Origin of the sequence: Aminobacter niigataensis (assembly GCF_014200015.1) — a bacterium.
Lineage (GTDB): Bacteria > Pseudomonadota > Alphaproteobacteria > Rhizobiales > Rhizobiaceae > Aminobacter > Aminobacter niigataensis.
On record NZ_JACHOT010000006.1, the window covers coordinates 213,432 to 229,865 of the forward strand.

The window sequence follows — 16,434 nt, forward strand, 5'->3', positions numbered from 1 at the left end:
GGATTTTTAGTGAAGGCATATCCCAGATTATGGAAAACTACATTGCCGAATGGCTCCATCTGGTACTGCGCTGGTTCCATGTGGTCGCCGCGATAACCTGGGTCGGTTCGTCGTTCTACTTCAACAAGATTGACCGTTCGTTCCGGCCGCCGGAGCCGCCGGTAGACGGTGTCAGCGGTCAGCTCTGGTCGATTCATGGCGGTGCGATCTACAACTACAGCCGCTACCCGCTTGGCCCCGGTTACGTTCCGGGACAGCTGAAATGGTCGAAATGGGAATCGCTGGGCACCTGGATGTCCGGTGCGCTGCTCCTGGCCGTGGTCTATTGGTATGGCGCGAGCCTGAACCTCGTATCCGGCAGTGCCGATGCGCTTTCGCCGGTACTGGCGATATGCGTAAGCATCTTCTCGATCGTCTTCGGCTGGATCGCCTATGACGTGATCTGCAAGCAGATCAACGACGAGCGCATCCTGTTTGCCGTGCTCGGCGTCCTGCTTTCCGGTGCGGTGTGGGCGTTCTTCCAGATATTCAGCGGCAAGGCGGCGTTCCTGCATGTCGGCATCGTCATGGGTACGATCATGGCGGGCAACGTCTGGTTCGTCATTCTGCCGGGCCAAAAGCGCATGCTCAAAGCCATGGCGGATGGAACGATCGCCCAGTTCGACGTCGGCGCCGAAGCCAAGAAGCGCAACTATCACAACAACTACCTGACCCTGCCGGTGGTCTTCGCAATGATCGGCGCCCATTTCCCGATGGTCTATGGGCATGAACTGGGCTGGCTCGCCTTCATCCTGATCAGTGCCGCCGGCGTTTCGGTGCGCTACTTCTTCAATACGATGCACGCTGGCGAGGCCAGGCCCATCTACATCGCCTTCGGCGCGGCGCTGATCCTGGCCACCATGTTCATGATCGCTCCGACCCCGCGCAGCGTTGTGTCCGGTGAAACGCCCACCGTCACCTACAGCCAGGTTGCCGACATCCTCACCCAGCGCTGCGTGGCTTGCCATGCGGCAGATCCGTCGAAGGCGGGTTTTGTCGAGGCGCCGCCCAAGGGGCTGATCCTGGACGCCGCGCCGTCCGCGGTGAAAGCCGCCCAACTTGTCTACCAGCAGGCTGTCCAGACGCATGTCATGCCGCCTGGAAACGTAACCGAGATGACCGACGACGAGCGCGAACTGCTTCGTCAGTGGATCGAAGGCGGAGCCAAGGCGGAGTGAACATGAGCGAACAGGACAGCCAGGGCCCGGCGCGGGATTTCATAGGCTACGGCGCAACCCCACCAAATCCGAAATGGCCCGGTGGTGCCAGGCTGGCGGTGAACATCGCCCTCAATATCGAGGAAGGTTCCGAATACTCGCCGCTCGACGGCGATGCCAAGACCGATACCGCGTTGACCGAAGGCGAGGGGATGGACACCGGCATCGCAGGGCGCGATCTCGCCGCCGAGTCGATGTACGAATATGGCAGCCGTGTGGGCGTCTGGCGGCTGCTGCGCATGCTTGCCGACCGCAACGTGCCCTACACCGCCTTTGCTTGTGCCCTGGCGCTGGAACGCCACCGCGAACTGGCCGAACGCATTGCCGCCGACGGAGCCGATATCTGCTGTCACGGCTGGCGCTGGGAGAAGCCCTGGCTGCTGACGCGTGAGCAGGAGCGCGAGCACATACAGCGCGCCATCGACAGCCTGCAGGCAACCGTCGGACGCAAGCCCGAAGGCTGGTGCTGCCGTTACGGGCCCAGCACGAATACACGCGAACTGCTGGTAGAGGCGCAGATCGGCTACGATTCCGACGCCTATAACGACGAAGTCCCCTATTGGGTCGAGGTCAGGGGCGTCCAGCAGCTCATCGTGCCCTATTCGCTGGTGACCAATGACTGCAAGCTGGTGCCGCGCGGTCTTCAGACGGCCGACGAGTTCCATGCTTTGCTGAGAGATGCCTTCGACCAGCTCTATGAAGAGGGCGCTGAAGCGCCGCGGATGCTGAATATCGGGCTGCATCCGCGTATGGCCGGCCACCCCGGCCGAGCACGCGGCCTTGCTCGATTCCTCGACCACATTGTCGGGCACAAGGACGTCTGGATCTGTCGACGCGCCGACATTGCCAGCCATTGGAAGACACATTTTCCTGCTCCGGCCACAGGTGCGGAGGCATGAGCGATGGGTCATGTTCCACCTCGGTCGATCGCATACTGCGTGGACCCGATGCCGTCGTGTTGTGCCTGACGGCTGATCAATCGGATCACCCAGAGCTTGCCGCGGTCGAAACGAGACTTCGCCTCGCTTCAGGCTCCGTTCCGCGGCCGCTCTTCCTGGAAAACCGGAATATGCCAGTCGTCGCTGCCCGGCTCGGCGCCGACATTGCCGACGGTCGACGCCAGGCGGCGCAGGCCGTGGGCACCTTGCGCAAGATGAAGGTGGAGGGAGCGGCTATCGTCATCCCGTCTCGCTGCCAACTGGGGGACGATCCGGAACTCAAGCTGCAAGCGATCGCCGAAGGCGCTTTTCTCGCAAACCACGACTTTGTTTCGCGGGCCTTTCCCCGTTCCGGGGAACCTGCCCTGAGGCTGGGTTTTGCCTTTGGCAGTGGATGGGAGAGTGCCAAAGCCGACCGCGCGCTCGAGAGGGCGCGAGCGATAGCCGATGCCGCCGCGCTGGCGCGCGACCTTTGCACCGAGCCGCCTAACGTGATGACGCCGCCGCATTTTGCGGCTCGCATGAAAGAACTCGCAATCGAGGCCGGCCTGTCCATCTCGATCATGGGCCGGGCGGAACTCGAAAAGCAGGGCATGGGCGGGCTGCTGGCCGTGGCTTCGGGCAGCGCCTTCGAGCCGTTGCTGATCCGCATCGACTACAGGCCGGAGGGGGTGACGCAGAAGCCGGTCGTCCTCGTCGGCAAGACCGTCACCTTCGACAGTGGCGGCATTTCGCTCAAGCAGGCCCACGGCATGGAGCAGATGAAGGCCGACATGGGCGGCGGAGCGGCAGTCGCCGGCGCCATGCAGGCGGTTGCCAGACTGAAGCCTGATCTTGCCGTGACCGCGATTTTCGCGGTCGCGGAAAATATGCCGGGCCCCAATGCGATGCGGCCAGGGGACGTGCTGCGTACCCATTCCGGCAAGACTGTCGAGGTCATCAACACCGACGCCGAGGGCCGGCTGATCCTGGCGGATGCATTGTCATACGCCCGGTCGCTCGAACCACAGCTGATCATCGATCTGGCGACGCTCACCGGCGCGACCATGGGCATCTTTGGCCCGCTCGGCATTGCCACTTTCTCGACGGCGCCTTCCTGCCTGTCATTGCTCATCGAATCCGACAGGGTCGCCGGCGAGAAGATCTGGCCAATGCCGCTGTGGGATGAATATCTCGCCTTCCTGGAGAGCCCGGTCGCCGACCTGCGCAACTTCTCGAAGACCGGGCAGATGGGCAGCACGCCAGTCGCGGCGATGTTCCTGAAGCAGTTTGTGGGCGACGCGCCATGGCTGCATCTCGACCTCTACAACACCTGCTGGTCGGAACAGCCGCACGTCTTCGGGCCTTCCGGACCGACCGGCAGCGGGACCCGCGTGCTCACGCAATTCGTGCTCGCGCTCGCCGACCGTGATCCCACTCGCAGCTCTTCAATTTAAGCATGAGGACTAACTGAAATGGCAATTCGTACCATCTACTCGCCCAAGGTTCTTGTTTCGCCGAACCCGCATTCCCAGGCCACCATGGCCGGCAATCATTTCTACACCGCGACCGTGGCGCTGGATCTGGAAGGCAAGGTCGTGGGCGTCGGCGACATCCGGGCGCAGACCAGGCAGGCCCTGACCAACCTGACGCACTTGCTCGAAGCGGCCGGTGGCACCCTCAAGGACGTGGCACGGGTCATGATCTACCTGTCCGACATGCGTTATTTCCAGGGCATGAACGAGGCCTACCGGGAGTTCTTCCACGGCGACGTGCTGCCGTCGCGCGCAACCGTCACCGGCACCTTCGGCATACCGGAACTGCTCGTCGAATTCGATGTGATCGCGCATATCGAAAACGACTGAGGTTCTGAACATGGCGTTATGGAAGCATGATGTGGCCGAGCTCAACGCCGGCTACAAGTTTGGCAGGTTCGATCCGGTCGACGTCTTGTCGGAAACGCAGGCCAGGATTCGCGTCGCCAACCCGATCCTCAATGCCATCATCACACCGGACGAGAAGGGGGCGGCTGAAGCCGCTCACGCCAGCGCCATGCGCTGGCGCGCCGGCCAGCCGCTCGGGCCGCTGGACGGCGTCCCGATCACCGTCAAGGACAACCTGCAGGTGCGCGGTTTGCGCTGCAGCTGGGGCAGCAAGCTGTTTGCCGACCATGTTCCCGACGCCGACGAGAGCCCGGTCGAACGCCTCAGGGCGGCGGGCGCCATCATTCTGGGCAAGACGAACGTCCCTGAATTCACCTTGCAGGGCTTTACCGACAACCTGCTCTTCGGCGCGACGGGCAATCCATGGGACCCGAACCTGTCTCCAGGCGGGTCAAGCGGCGGCGCGGTTGCGGCGACGGCTTCGGGCATGGGCGTGTTTGCCGTCGGCACGGACGGGGGCGGCTCGATCCGTCGGCCATGCGGTCACACCGGCCTCTATGGGCTCAAGCCGAGTCCGGGCTTCGTTGGCCGTAGTGGCGGGCTGCCGGGCCTGCTGCTCGATTTTGAAACCGTGGGGCCAATGACGCGAAGCGCGCGGGATCTGCGTCTCGCGGCGTCGGTCCTGGCTGCCCACGATCCGAACGACCGCGCCTCCTTCGCTTTCCCCGCCAAGGCGCGCATCGGCAGCTATCGCGTGCCCAAGACCACCAGGATCCTCTATGTGCCACGGTTCGGCTCGGCGCCAGTTGACACCGAGATTGCGGCAAGCGTTGACCGCGCGGCCTCGCGGCTCGTCGATCTCGGCTGTCGCGTCGACCAGGGCGAGACGCCGTTCGACGCGGAGATGCTGGACGCCATCTGGGGCATGGTCGGGCCGGTTGGGCTGGCCTGGCTGATGCAGACGAGGGATGCGACCCAGGTCAACGAAAGCCTCGTGCCGATGATACGCACGGGCGGCGAAGTCAACGCTATGTCCTATTTCGACATGCTCACTCAGGTGGGCAGGCTGAGGGCGCAACTGGCGAAGGTCTTTGCCACCTACAATTTCATCATGACCCCCAGTATCGCGGCCCTGTCATGGCCGAAGCTGGAGACGCATCCGTCCCGGATCAATGGCATCGAGGTCGGGCCCCGCGGTCACGCCGTCTTCACCGCCTTCGCCAACGCAGGTGGATTGCCCGGTGTAGCCATTCCCGCCTCGCCATCGTCTGGCGGCCTGCCGATCGGCTTCCAGCTTGTCGGCGCGTTCGGGTCGGACAACAGCCTCATCGATCTGGCCGAACACTACGACAACGCCTACGGAGGTTATCAATGGCCGGCGATCTGACCTCCCAGGCAGGCGAACTGCTGCTATCGGCTCACCGCACCGGGGTCGGTGTGGAGCCTGACATGCCCGCTCCGCAGAGCCGTGCCGATGCCTATGCCATCCAGGATCATGTGTTGCGCCAGCTCGGCTCGGCGATCGCGTGGAAGATCGGACGGGCGGCCAACGATCCCGAGCCCTATATCGCGCCGATCCCGAAGCTCGGCATCGTGCGACCGGACGGGCGCTGCGTGTTGCCCCCGGGCGCTGCCCAGCTTGGTGTTGAGGCGGAACTGGGCATGCGGCTTGGCAAGGAGATCACGCCGGAGATGGCAACGTTGGGTCGGGCTGAGTGCCTGGCGCTGTTCAGCCATGTCGTTCCGTTGCTTGAGATCTTGCACACTCGACTTGCCGGGGCCAACGCCGCAGCGCCGCTTTGGAAACTGGCGGATTTTCAGGCCAGCGGCGGTGTTGTTCTTGGGGCGCCCATCGCTTGGACCGGGCAGGATCTGGCTTCGGTTCAGGTCATGGTCAATGGCGAGGCGAGGGAGGCTAGGCATCCCTTCGGCGATCCGCTCGAACTGTTGCACTGGGCGGTCCGGCATCTCGCGCGGCGCGGCGGGGCGCCGACAGGCACGGTGCTGACCACAGGCAGTTATACCGGCATCACCCAGGTTGGTGCCGGCGAGCGGTTCGAAGCTGAGTTCTCCAGGTTCGGCGAAGTCAGGACGCAGGTCATTTCGCCCGGCCATTGATGAAATAACCTGCATAAAAGCCGATAGTTTTTCAATTGTAAGATCAAAGACGTTCGCCGAATACTCTCGGAGACGATTGGGAGAAGACTACTATGATGCACCAAGGGACCCACTTCCTGCAGATACCGGGACCTTCGCCCGTGCCGGCGGACGTCCTGGCGGCCACGGGCCGCCAGGTGATCGATCACCGCGGCCCCGAGTTCGGCGAACTGGGTTCCAAGCTGCTCCGCGACATCAAGAAGATCTTCAAGACCCAGCATGACGTGGTGATCTTCCCGGCTTCGGGCACCGGTGCGTGGGAAGCTGCGCTGGCCAACCTGTTTTCGCCCGGCGATCGCATCGCCACCTTCGAGACTGGCCATTTTGCCAGTCTCTGGAGCCGCATGGCGATCAAGCTGGGGCTCAAGCCGACCACGCTCGGCACCAACTGGCGCGCCGGTGCCGATCCGGCCGTGATCGAAGACGCGCTGCGCCAGGACCGCAACCATGAAATCCGCGCAGTGTGCATCGTGCACAACGAGACCTCGACCGGTTCGACCTCCCGCCTGGCCGATATCCGCGCAGCCATCGATGCGGCCAACCACCCGGCGCTGTTCGTGGTGGACACGATCTCGGGGCTGGCGTCGGCCGATCTGCGCATGGACGAGTGGGGCATCGATGTCGTCGTGTCTGGTTCGCAGAAAGGGTTGATGCTGCCGCCCGGCCTGTCGTTCAACGCGGTTGGCCCAAAGGCCCTCGAAGCGTCGAAGGCTGGCGGCATGCCTCGCTCCTATTGGGACTGGAGCGAGATGATCGCCATCAACAAGAGCGGCTACTTTCCCTACACCCCGGCCACCAATCTGCTGTTCGGCCTGTCGCTCGTGCTCGACAAGCTGCTCGACGAAGGACTGGAGGCCGTGTTTGCTCGCCACGAGCGCCTTGCCGAGGCCACCCGCCGCGCAGTCCAGGCCTGGGGACTCGAGAACCTCTGCAACTCTCCGATCCACTATTCGCCGGTGCTCACCACCGTCATGATGCCGGAGGGCCATAGCGCCGATGCCTACCGTCGGATCGCGCTGGAAAAGTTCAACATGTCGCTTGGGTCGGGCCTGTCGAAGGTTGCGGACAAGGTGTTCCGCATCGGCCATCTTGGCAACATCAACGAACTGACGCTTGCCGGCACGCTTGCCGGCTGCGAGATGAGCCTCGACCTCGCCGGCGTTCCGCATCAGCGCGGTGGCGTCGACGTGGCGATGAAATACCTCGCGGAAACGGCTTGAGGGTTGGTCGCCATGACGGCACTGGCAGAGGCTGGGCACGATCCCCGTCTTCGCCGATGTTCGCGATCGATCTAAATGGCGCGAAATGAATTTTGGGAGGACATCATGAAATCGACGACGAAAATCGAACAGGGCGACATCGAGCGGGTGTTGGCGGCAGCTGTAGCTGAGGCAGCCTCCAACGGCTGGAACGTCAGCGTCGCCGCAGTCGATCCCGGTGGCCATCTATTGGGGTTCATCCGGCGTGACGGCGCCAACGCCGCTTCGGCCGAGGTGGCCGTGGCGAAGGCACGTACGGCTGCAATCTTCAACGGTCCGACAGGTGCACTGGAGGATCGCATCGCAGGTCGTCCAGGCGTCATGACCTTGCCGGGTGCAACACCGCTGCGTGGCGGGCTGCCGCTTGTCGCAGGTGGCGAGCTTGTCGGCGCTATCGGCGTTTCCGGCGTCGCACCGCAGCAGGACGAGCAGATCGCGCAGGCAGGGGCCGCAGCACTCGGTTGACTTGCCATCACCCGCTCGCAACGGTGCCTCGGCATCACCCGCTTCAAGAAGGCAACGCCGTGTCCAATCTGAAAGTCCTGTTTGCTACCTTCCGCGCCCCACGGCATCAGAAGATAGCCATGGAGGCTGCGCCCGAGGGGCTCGACATTACGATGTGCGAAGCGCCGTCGCGTGCCGAGCTCCTGGAGCAGCTGCCGCTCGCCGATGTCTTCATAAGCGAGCGCAGCGGCTTGATCGATGCGGAGATGCTTGCCACCGGCCGCAGGCTTCGCCTGGTCCAGCGGCTCGGTCGCATGACACATGACATCGACGCGGACGCGGCGCGAAAGGCTGGCATACCCGTGTGCCGATGGCCGCTGCGCGGCTGCTCGATGGTTGCCGAGCACGCCATGATGCAGGTGTTGTCCTTGGTCAAGGCCAGCCGCGAGGCGGAGCATGCGCTGGTTGCTACGCCAGACTGGGGGACGCCGCCCAAGAAATGCGACGAGAACCATTTTGCCTACAACTGGACGGAGCGCCGCAAGATCCGCTCGCTGGCCGGCGCGACGGTCGGCATTCTCGGATTCGGCGAGATTGGTGCCGAACTTGCCGTTCGGCTGCGGGCCTTCGATTGCGAGGTCTTGTACAACAAGCGGTCGCGGCTGCCGGCGGCGGTCGAAGCCGAGTTCGGCGTCGAATATGCGGATATCGATTCCATACGCGCGCGCAGCGACGTCCTCTGCATCCTGCTGCCGCATGGCGAGGGCATTGGCGAGATGATCGACCATGCTTTCATCGAGCGGATGAAGCCGGGCGCCTATCTCGTTTCGACGGGGGCAAGCACGGTTCTCAACGAGGCCGACGTGGCCGCCGCCTATCGCGTCGGCATCCTGTCGGGCGTGGCGACGGACGGCTGGACCTGGGAGCCGGTGCCGCGTGACAACCCGTTGCTGCGCCTTGCCGACGACCCGCAGGCGAATGTGGTCTTTACTCCCCACATTGCTGGCGGCGTGCGCTCGAATGACAGGTCGATGCGCGAACTCGAATGGGAGAACATCCGGCGCCTGATGGATGGCCGGGAACTGCGTCACCGAGTTGTCTGACAAGGCTGAAAGGCGGGAGACAAAGGCATGACAGGACAGCCTCGGCTACTGCTGCGAAATGGTATGTCTCCCGTGGGCACGGGTGGCTCGGCCCCTATCGACATCCTGATTTCCGCCGAGGGACGGATGCTCGATATCGCACCGGGGATCTGCGCCAGCGAAGTGATGTCGATAGACGTCGGCGGACGTCTGGTTACACCCGGCTTCGTCGACATGCACCAGCATCTCGACAAGAGCTTCACCTTGGCTGACGCGCCCAACCGTGACGGCACGTTGATGGGCGCGATCGAGGCGTTCCGCGCCTATTCCAAGGGGCTGGAAAAAGAGAACATTCTCAAGCGCGCCGAAGCGACGCTCGACACATGCGTCGCGATGGGCACGAGCGCTATCCGCACGCATGCCAATCTCGACTACGAGCTGGAACTCAAGAGTGTCGAGGCCATGTGCGAACTGCGGGCGAAAAGCCGTGGCAGGATACACCTCGAGGTCGTGGCCTTTGCAACGTCGAGTGCGGCGCGGGGCGATCTGGCTGTCGCACGCGAACTTCTCGAACGCGCCATTGCGGCCGGTGCCGACTGCATAGGCGGCACGCCCAATCTCGCTCCCGACCCCAGGAACTATATCGACATGCTCCTTGACGTAGCCGAACGTCATGACCGCTGCGTGGATCTGCATATCGACGAAACGCTCGACCCCGGCGCACGCTGGTTCGACTATCTTGTCGAGCAGACAATGCGGCGCGGCATGGGCGGCAGGGTGGTCGGCAGCCATGTGTCGTCGCTTTCCGCGGTCTCCGACGACGAGGCACGACGTTCGATCGATGCCGCCGCCAAGGCCGGCGTCGCCGTATGCACGTTGCCCGCGGCCAATCTGTTCCTCCAGGGCAGGGACAGGCGTCAACTCGTGCCGCGCGGCCTTACCCGCGTGGCGGAGATGCTCGACGCCGGCGTGCCGGTGGCGACCGCTTCCGACAATATCCAGGACGCCTTCGTTCCCGTCGGCTCCGGCGATCTGCTCGAGATCGCGCGATGGACCATCCTTGCCGCTCACTTGATGGAGGATGCGACCGGCCGTGCCTTTCGCATGATCACCGACACACCCGCGCAGATCATGCGACTGGGCGCCGATTACGGCTTCCGTGCCGGCGCCTTCGCCGATCTTGTCGTGAGCCGCAGCGAAAATGTCGGGCGTCTCGTCGCCGGTGGCGCTGCCGACCGTTCGGTCATGCATCGTGGGGAATTTGTCGCGGGCCCGCTTTGCGCAATCCACACGGCTGTTCCCGCCTAGAAGACCAGGCACGATCTGCCGCCGGCATGAAGGGCCAGATGGCTCGTCATGCGCCATTGCCGCCGGGGCCTTCATGCGCTGCCTGGAGTTCGGCCGCGCGATGGACCTTCGAGCGGCTTTCTGCAATGGTATTGCTTGGGGGAGACGACACGCATTTCAATGAAAAATGTCACCATCAAGCAGTTGCGCGCATTCGTTGCAGTCGCGGAATTAGGACGCTTTCGGCTCGCAACCGAGCATATCGGCGTGACGCAGTCCGCCATCAGCGTCTTGATCAAGGAACTTGAGTCACAATTGGGCGTGATGCTGTTTGATCGGCATACGCGCATGGTCGGGTTGACCTATGCGGGAGAGATATTCCTGCCGCTGGCCCGCCGGGCCATCGAACAGGTCGACAATGCCATCAACACGATGGATGACATTGCGTCGCTTCGAACCGGCAAGGTTACGATCGCTGCGGCCATCGTACTTGCCTCGTCGCTCCTGCCCGACGTGATTGCCCGCTTCAAGAAAGAGCATCCGCTGGTCAAGGTGTCGCTGCTGGACTTGCCGGAGAATCGTATTCGCGATCTCGTTGCGGACGGTTCCGTCGACATCGGTGTCGCCACCAGCCGTCCAATCGAAGAAAAGGTGCGCGAGCACCATCTCTTCTACGACCGTTTTGCGGTGTTCTTTGCAAAGGGCCATCCATTCGAATCCGGCACGCAGGTTCGCTGGATCGACATGGAGGGGCAAGATCTCGTAGGCTTTCCCCCCGACAGTCCGATCCAGAAAATGGTGGATCGCGTATTGGGTGAGAACGAGATTTCCGTAAACCGGCTCTTTGCCGTCAATTTCTCATCGACGATGCTGTCCCTGGTCGATCGGGGTCTCGGGGTGTGCATTGCTCCAGAGAACTCTCACTCGCTGTCGGCCTCGACCCTTACCGAGGTGCGCCCCCTGGTAGAGCCGCAACTAGATCGGGAGGTGGTCACTCTGACCTTGCGCGAGCGGACCCCGAGCACGCCGGTGCGCAGCTTCCTCGACATGCTGATTGCAAGCGCAGCGAAGCAATATCCGAAGGTATCAAAACCCGCATTGACGGTGGCGACGGCAAGGTCGGCGGGTTGACGCGCAAGGGTGGTGATGTCGAAGAGGGTGAGCAATCGGCTCCGGCGCGGCATCATGGCGATCATCGTTGCGGAACCGACGACAACGCCACACCAAACCGCACCGCAATCGCTCGGCGCTTTCCAACAAAAGCCGCGCCAACGATTCAGTCACGCAAGGAGCGGCTCCAAGCCGCCGGCCGGGAAGCCCCCGTGTCAGCCGTCGAAGGCAACCCCAGCCGGTGCTACGTCAATGCCTGGATCTAGTGAACGACCTCGCTTTCGGAGCCGGCCATCGTCGCCCCGATGTTGCGTTCACGCCGCAGCACAAACCGTCTGATGACCACGTAGAAGACGGGCGTCAGGATCAATCCGAACACCGTAACGCCAAGCATGCCGGCGAACACGGCGATGCCCATGGCATGGCGCATCTCGGCGCCAGCGCCGGTTGCGATGACCAGAGGCACGACGCCGGCAATGAAGGCGAGCGACGTCATCAGGATCGGCCTCAGGCGCAGGCGCGCGGCTTCGAGCACCGCCGCCAGAGGATCGCTACCTTTCTTTTCCTCCTCATGGGCGAACTCGACGATGAGGATCGCGTTCTTGGCCGCAAGCCCGACAAGGACGACAAACGCGATCTGCGTGAAGATGTTGTTGTCGCCGTTCGAGAGCCAGACCCCTCCGATTGCCGAGAGCACTGCCAGCGGCGCGATGAGCAGGACAGCAAACGGCAGGGACCAGCTGTTGTACTGTGCCGCCAGGATCAGGAACGCCAACAAGACCGCGAGCGGGAACACGATCATGGCCGTGTTGCCTGCCTGTTTCTCCTGGAAGACCAGGTCGGTCCATTCGTACGCCATGCCGGCCGGCAGCGTCTCGCGCAATATCCGCTCCATTGCCGCCGTCGCCTGCCCGGACGAATAGCCCTGTGCCGGACCTCCCGTGATGTCGACCGAGGGATATCCATTGTAGTGCATCACACGGTCGGGGCCCGAGCTGGTGGCGATGGTGGCAAGCGCCGCAAGCGGCACCATTTCGCCAGCGGCGTTGCGAACCTTCAGGCGTGCGATGTCATCCACCTCGGCGCGGAAGGGCGCATCGGCCTGCACGATGACGCGATAGGTGCGGCCGAAGCGGTTGAAGTCGTTGGCGTAGAGCGAGCCGAGATTGACCTGCAGCGTCTCGAAGATCCCCGTCAGCGGAACACCTTGTGCCTTGGCCTTGACCCTATCGAGATCGACCTGGACCTGCGGGGCATTGACCTGAAAGCTCGCCATCATGCCGGCGAGTTCAGGTGCCGCGGCCGCCTTGGCCATGATCTCGCCCTGCACCTTGGCCAGGGCCTCGAGGCCCATGCCGGCGCGATCCTCGACCTGAAGCTTGAAGCCACCTGTCGTGCCTAGCCCGGGAACCGGCGGCGGCGGGAAGATGCCGACGAAGCCGTCGGGGATCTGGCTGTATTTGCCCATCAGGCGCCCGGCGATGGCGTTGGCTGAAAGCGACGGATCCTTGCGCTGATCGAAGGGGTCGAGCATGGCGAAGACCACGGCGGCGTTGGGCAGGTTGACGAAGCCGTTCACCGAGAGGCCGGGAAAGGCGACGATGCTTTCGACACCGGGCTCGGCCAGCGCAATCCTGGACATCTCCTTGACGACTGCTTCGGTACGATCGAGCGAGGCGCCAGAGGGCAACTGCGCGATGCCGACGAGGTAGTACTTGTCCTGCGCGGGCACGAAGCCGCTCGGGATACTTTGGAACCCGAGATACGTCGCGCCCAGCAGCCCCGCATAGATGACGAACACCACGCCGCTGATGCGGATGGCGCGGCGCGCGGTTCCGACATAGGCGTTCGACGCCCTGTCGAAGAAGCGGTTGAACAGCCGGAAGAACCTGCCGAACAGGAAGTCGATGCCGCGGGTCAGCCAATCGCGGCGGGCACCGCCATGGTGCGGTTTCAGCAGCATCGCAGCCAATGCCGGCGAAAGCGTCAGCGAGTTGATCGCCGAAAGCACCGTCGAGATGGCGATCGTCACCGCGAACTGACGGTAGAACTCGCCCTGAAGACCCGACAGAAATGCGGACGGGATGAACACGGCAGCCAGGACGGACGTGATCGCAATGATCGGTGCGGTCACCTCGTCCATCGCCTTGCGCGCCGCTTCCTTCGGCGTTTCGCCAAGGCCGATGTGCCGTTCGACATTCTCGACCACAACGATGGCGTCGTCGACCACGATGCCGATCGACAGGACCAGGCCGAACAGCGACAAGGTGTTGAGCGAGAAACCCATGAGATACATCACCGCGAGCGTGCCGACGAGCGATATGGGCACGGCCACCAGCGGAATGATGGACGCACGCCACGTCTGCAGGAACAGGACGACCACGATGACGACCAGGACGATCGCTTCGAGCAGCGTCGTCATGACGGCGGCAAGCGACGCACGCACGAAGACGGTCGGATCGTAGGCAATACGGTATTCCAGGCCCTCCGGAAAACCTTGCTGCAACTGCTCCATCTCGGCGTGCACGGCGTTGGAGACGTCCAGTGCATTTGCGCCGGGCCGCTGGATGATCTGTATCGCGACGGCCGGCTCGCCGTCGAGCAGGCTGCGCAACGCGTAGCCATCGGCGCCGAGACCAATCCGGGCAACATCGCGCAGGCGCACGATCTGCCCGTCATCGCCTGTCTTGATCACGATCTCGCCGAACTGTTCCTCGCTGGACAGCCGCCCCAACGTACTGACCGTGACCTCGTAGCTGGCTGCCGCCGACGGCTGCTGGCCTACCGAGCCGGCTGCGACCTGGACGTTTTGTTCGCGAATGGCAGCGACGACATCGCTCGCGGTCATGCCGCGCGCGGCAACCTTGGCGGGGTCCAGCCAGACGCGCATGGCGTATTCGCCGGCGCCCCAAATGATGACGTCGCCAACCCCTGGCAGGCGGGCGAGCGTGTCGCGAATCTGGAGGGTAGCAAAGTTGGAGATGTAGAGCGGATCGTAGCGTTTGTCGGGCGATACAAGATGCACCACCATCAGGATGTCGGGCGACGTCTTCTGGGTAACAACGCCGATGCGCTGAACTTCTTCCGGCAGGCGTGGCAGCGCCCGCGACACGCGGTTCTGCACCTGGATCTGGGCCATATCAGGATCCGTGCCCTGCGCGAAGGTGACCGTGAGCGTCATCCGACCGTCGGTCGCGGCCTGCGAGCTCATATAGAGCATGCCTTCGACGCCATTGATCGACTGCTCGAGTGGCGATGCGACCGTTTCGGCGATCACCTCGGGATTGGCGCCGGGATAGCTTGCCGTCACCTGCACGGTCGGCGGGGTGACGGACGGATATTCACTCAGGGAGAGACGGAACAGTGCCATCGCGCCGGCAATCAGCATGAGAGCCGACAGCACGATCGCAAAGATCGGGCGATTGATGAAAAAGTGCGGCAGGCTCATCGACGTGCCTCCTGCGTGTCGCCGTCGGCAGCGCCGTCGACCGAACGCTGATCGGGCGCCATCGCGATCCGATTCGGGGTAACCTGCATGCCGGGCCGGACAAGCCCCTTGATGATGACCGTGTCGCCGGGGTTGAGGCCGCTTGCAACAACGCGCAGTCCCTCGTTCATCGCGCCCAGTTCGACCGGCCGGTATTCGACCATATCGCCAGCGCCCAGCACCAGGACGTAGCGGCGTCCCTGATCGGTCCCGACTGCCTGATCGTCGATGAGAACGGTTTCTTGGGGCGCGCTGGTCGCAAGTTTCACCCGCGCGAACAGGCCAGGTGTCAGCCGGCCGTCGGGATTGGCCAGCACCGCTCGGGCGCGGATCGTACCGGTGCCACGATCGAGACGATTTCCGACGAAGTCCAAGGTACCCGAATGCGGGTAGCCGTTCTCGGTGGCGAGCCCGACTTCCACCGGGAACGAGGCGCCCTTGCGCCCGGCGGCGGCGGGGCGGGCTTGGCCCAGAAAGTTCAGATAAGTCGCTTCATCGATATCGAAATAGACATGGGCAGGGTCGACCGACACGATCGTGGTGAGCAATGTCGCGGCGCCTCCGGATGCGCCGGTGACGAGGTTTCCTTCTGTCACAAGTACCCTGTCGACGCGTCCGGCGATCGGGGCGGTCACGCGGGAATAGGAAAGGTCGAGGCTGGCTGCTGCATTTGCGGCCTTTGCCTCAAGCACCTGCGCTTGCCGCTCCTGCCTCCCGGACACGTCGTCATCATAGGTCTTGCTGGCGATGGCTCCACTCGGGAGCAGCCGCTGCGATCGATCGAGGTCGGTCTCGGCCTGGGAGAGCAGAACCTCGGCCCGTTGCAATTGCGCTTCCGCATTCTGGAGTGCAACCTCAAACGGGCGAGGGTCGATCTGGAAGAGCAACTGGCCGCGCTCGACGAGCCCACCCTCGGGAACGCTGACCGATTCGATGGTGCCGCCGACACGGGAGCGGAGTTCGACGGTCTTGGCGGCTGCGACGACGCCGGTAAACTCGGACGACGGCGCAAGCACGCGGGTGATGACTTCCGCCACCGGCACCTGTGGAGGCGGGGGTGTTGGCGCGGTCTGGCTCGTCTCGCCGGAGGCCATAGCCTGCCTGACATAGGCTGGCACGCCATCGGTATAGGAGAACCATGCAGCGCCACTCAACGCGGCTGCGGCCACCAGTATTATTCTAGTCTTCCCAGTCATTTGAAACGATCCCGTCGACAAAAATGCGACGTCTGTGACGACGCCGCTTGATGATTTTCGGCGAAGCTAGAGTTTCCAGTTACAGGAAGGTCAACCGTCTTCTGTTGCTGCAGCCAATTTGCATGCATCGCCGCAGAAAACCTCCGATCGGCAGCGAATCAACCGCGCTCACATCCTCATGAGAGATGGCCAGATGCCCATGCACGAGGGTGCTAACCGCCGATTTGCAAAGAGGTTTCTACCCGGCAAAGCCATCAGACACAGCTGTCCATCGACCCGCTTGACTTTCCAGTAACTGGAAAGCGCAGCCTTCAACAACGGCTCGAAAAGCCGCCACCAGGAAGGAGACGGAAATG

General features: G+C 63.3%; 13 protein-coding genes. 11 read left to right on the forward strand and 2 right to left on the reverse strand.

Annotated features, from left to right (window positions below; all coding sequences use genetic code 11):
- Positions 1-29: 29 nt before the first annotated feature.
- From GGQ99_RS20175 to GGQ99_RS20225, 11 genes are all read left to right on the forward strand, one after another.
- Positions 30-1,217 carry a urate hydroxylase PuuD gene (locus GGQ99_RS20175; protein ID WP_183263918.1) on the forward strand — a complete coding sequence of 396 codons (1,188 nt, stop codon included), beginning with the start codon at positions 30-32 and terminating at the stop codon, positions 1,215-1,217.
- Between the two features lie 2 nt (positions 1,218-1,219).
- Positions 1,220-2,155 carry a polysaccharide deacetylase family protein gene (locus GGQ99_RS20180; RefSeq protein ID WP_183263919.1) on the forward strand — a complete coding sequence of 312 codons (936 nt, stop codon included), beginning with the start codon at positions 1,220-1,222 and terminating at the stop codon, positions 2,153-2,155.
- Between the two features lie 170 nt (positions 2,156-2,325).
- A complete protein-coding gene (locus GGQ99_RS20185; RefSeq protein WP_183263920.1) occupies positions 2,326-3,630 on the forward strand; it encodes a leucyl aminopeptidase family protein in 1,305 nt (434 codons plus the stop codon).
- Between the two features lie 18 nt (positions 3,631-3,648).
- Positions 3,649-4,038, forward strand: coding sequence for a RidA family protein (locus tag GGQ99_RS20190; RefSeq protein WP_183263921.1), 390 nt, complete (start codon positions 3,649-3,651; stop codon positions 4,036-4,038).
- 31 nt (positions 4,039-4,069) lie between these two features.
- Positions 4,070-5,443 carry an amidase family protein gene (locus tag GGQ99_RS20195; RefSeq protein ID WP_210307966.1) on the forward strand — a complete coding sequence of 458 codons (1,374 nt, stop codon included), beginning with the start codon at positions 4,070-4,072 and terminating at the stop codon, positions 5,441-5,443.
- Positions 5,428-6,174: a fumarylacetoacetate hydrolase family protein gene (locus tag GGQ99_RS20200; RefSeq protein ID WP_183263923.1), complete on the forward strand. Its 747-nt coding sequence runs from the start codon at positions 5,428-5,430 to the stop codon at positions 6,172-6,174. Before GGQ99_RS20195 ends, GGQ99_RS20200 begins: the two co-directional genes overlap by 16 nt.
- A gap of 92 nt (positions 6,175-6,266) precedes the next feature.
- Positions 6,267-7,433, forward strand: a complete 1,167-nt coding sequence (locus GGQ99_RS20205; protein WP_183263924.1) for a pyridoxal-phosphate-dependent aminotransferase family protein — start codon at positions 6,267-6,269, stop codon at positions 7,431-7,433.
- 105 nt (positions 7,434-7,538) lie between these two features.
- Positions 7,539-7,937, forward strand: a complete 399-nt coding sequence (locus tag GGQ99_RS20210) for a GlcG/HbpS family heme-binding protein (protein WP_108610299.1) — start codon at positions 7,539-7,541, stop codon at positions 7,935-7,937.
- Between the two features lie 59 nt (positions 7,938-7,996).
- Complete coding sequence (locus GGQ99_RS20215; protein WP_183263925.1) at positions 7,997-9,019, forward strand: NAD(P)-dependent oxidoreductase; 1,023 nt, start codon at positions 7,997-7,999, stop codon at positions 9,017-9,019.
- Between the two features lie 27 nt (positions 9,020-9,046).
- Entirely contained in the window at positions 9,047-10,306 is a 1,260-nt protein-coding gene (locus GGQ99_RS20220) for an amidohydrolase family protein (protein WP_183263926.1), read from the forward strand.
- A 159-nt stretch (positions 10,307-10,465) separates the two neighbouring features.
- Positions 10,466-11,416, forward strand: coding sequence for a LysR family transcriptional regulator (locus tag GGQ99_RS20225; RefSeq protein WP_183263927.1), 951 nt, complete (start codon positions 10,466-10,468; stop codon positions 11,414-11,416).
- A 241-nt stretch (positions 11,417-11,657) separates the two neighbouring features.
- On the opposite strand, the gene GGQ99_RS20230 is transcribed toward GGQ99_RS20225, so the two are convergent.
- Together GGQ99_RS20230 and GGQ99_RS20235 are read right to left on the reverse strand one after the other, a co-directional pair.
- The gene (locus GGQ99_RS20230) at positions 11,658-14,843 is read right to left on the reverse strand and encodes an efflux RND transporter permease subunit (RefSeq protein ID WP_183263928.1); all 3,186 of its coding nucleotides are present in this window, start codon (positions 14,841-14,843) and stop codon (positions 11,658-11,660) included.
- Entirely contained in the window at positions 14,840-16,051 is a 1,212-nt protein-coding gene (locus GGQ99_RS20235; RefSeq protein ID WP_425486837.1) for an efflux RND transporter periplasmic adaptor subunit, read from the reverse strand. Before GGQ99_RS20235 ends, GGQ99_RS20230 begins: the two co-directional genes overlap by 4 nt.
- Positions 16,052-16,434 lie beyond the last annotated feature (383 nt).

Excerpts from the sequence above, each read along its gene's own strand:
- GGQ99_RS20210 (WP_108610299.1), top strand. The coding sequence starts at position 7,539 with ATGAAATCGACGACGAAAATCGAACAGGGCGACATCGAGCGGGTGTTG.
- GGQ99_RS20205 (WP_183263924.1), top strand. The coding sequence starts at position 6,267 with ATGATGCACCAAGGGACCCACTTCCTGCAGATACCGGGACCTTCGCCC.
- GGQ99_RS20180 (WP_183263919.1), top strand. The coding sequence starts at position 1,220 with ATGAGCGAACAGGACAGCCAGGGCCCGGCGCGGGATTTCATAGGCTAC.
- GGQ99_RS20220 (WP_183263926.1), top strand. The coding sequence starts at position 9,047 with ATGACAGGACAGCCTCGGCTACTGCTGCGAAATGGTATGTCTCCCGTG.
- GGQ99_RS20190 (WP_183263921.1), top strand. The coding sequence starts at position 3,649 with ATGGCAATTCGTACCATCTACTCGCCCAAGGTTCTTGTTTCGCCGAAC.
- GGQ99_RS20175 (WP_183263918.1), top strand. The coding sequence starts at position 30 with ATGGAAAACTACATTGCCGAATGGCTCCATCTGGTACTGCGCTGGTTC.
- GGQ99_RS20225 (WP_183263927.1), top strand. The coding sequence starts at position 10,466 with ATGAAAAATGTCACCATCAAGCAGTTGCGCGCATTCGTTGCAGTCGCG.
- GGQ99_RS20200 (WP_183263923.1), top strand. The coding sequence starts at position 5,428 with ATGGCCGGCGATCTGACCTCCCAGGCAGGCGAACTGCTGCTATCGGCT.
- GGQ99_RS20185 (WP_183263920.1), top strand. The coding sequence starts at position 2,326 with ATGCCAGTCGTCGCTGCCCGGCTCGGCGCCGACATTGCCGACGGTCGA.
- GGQ99_RS20230 (WP_183263928.1), bottom strand. The coding sequence starts at position 14,843 with ATGAGCCTGCCGCACTTTTTCATCAATCGCCCGATCTTTGCGATCGTG.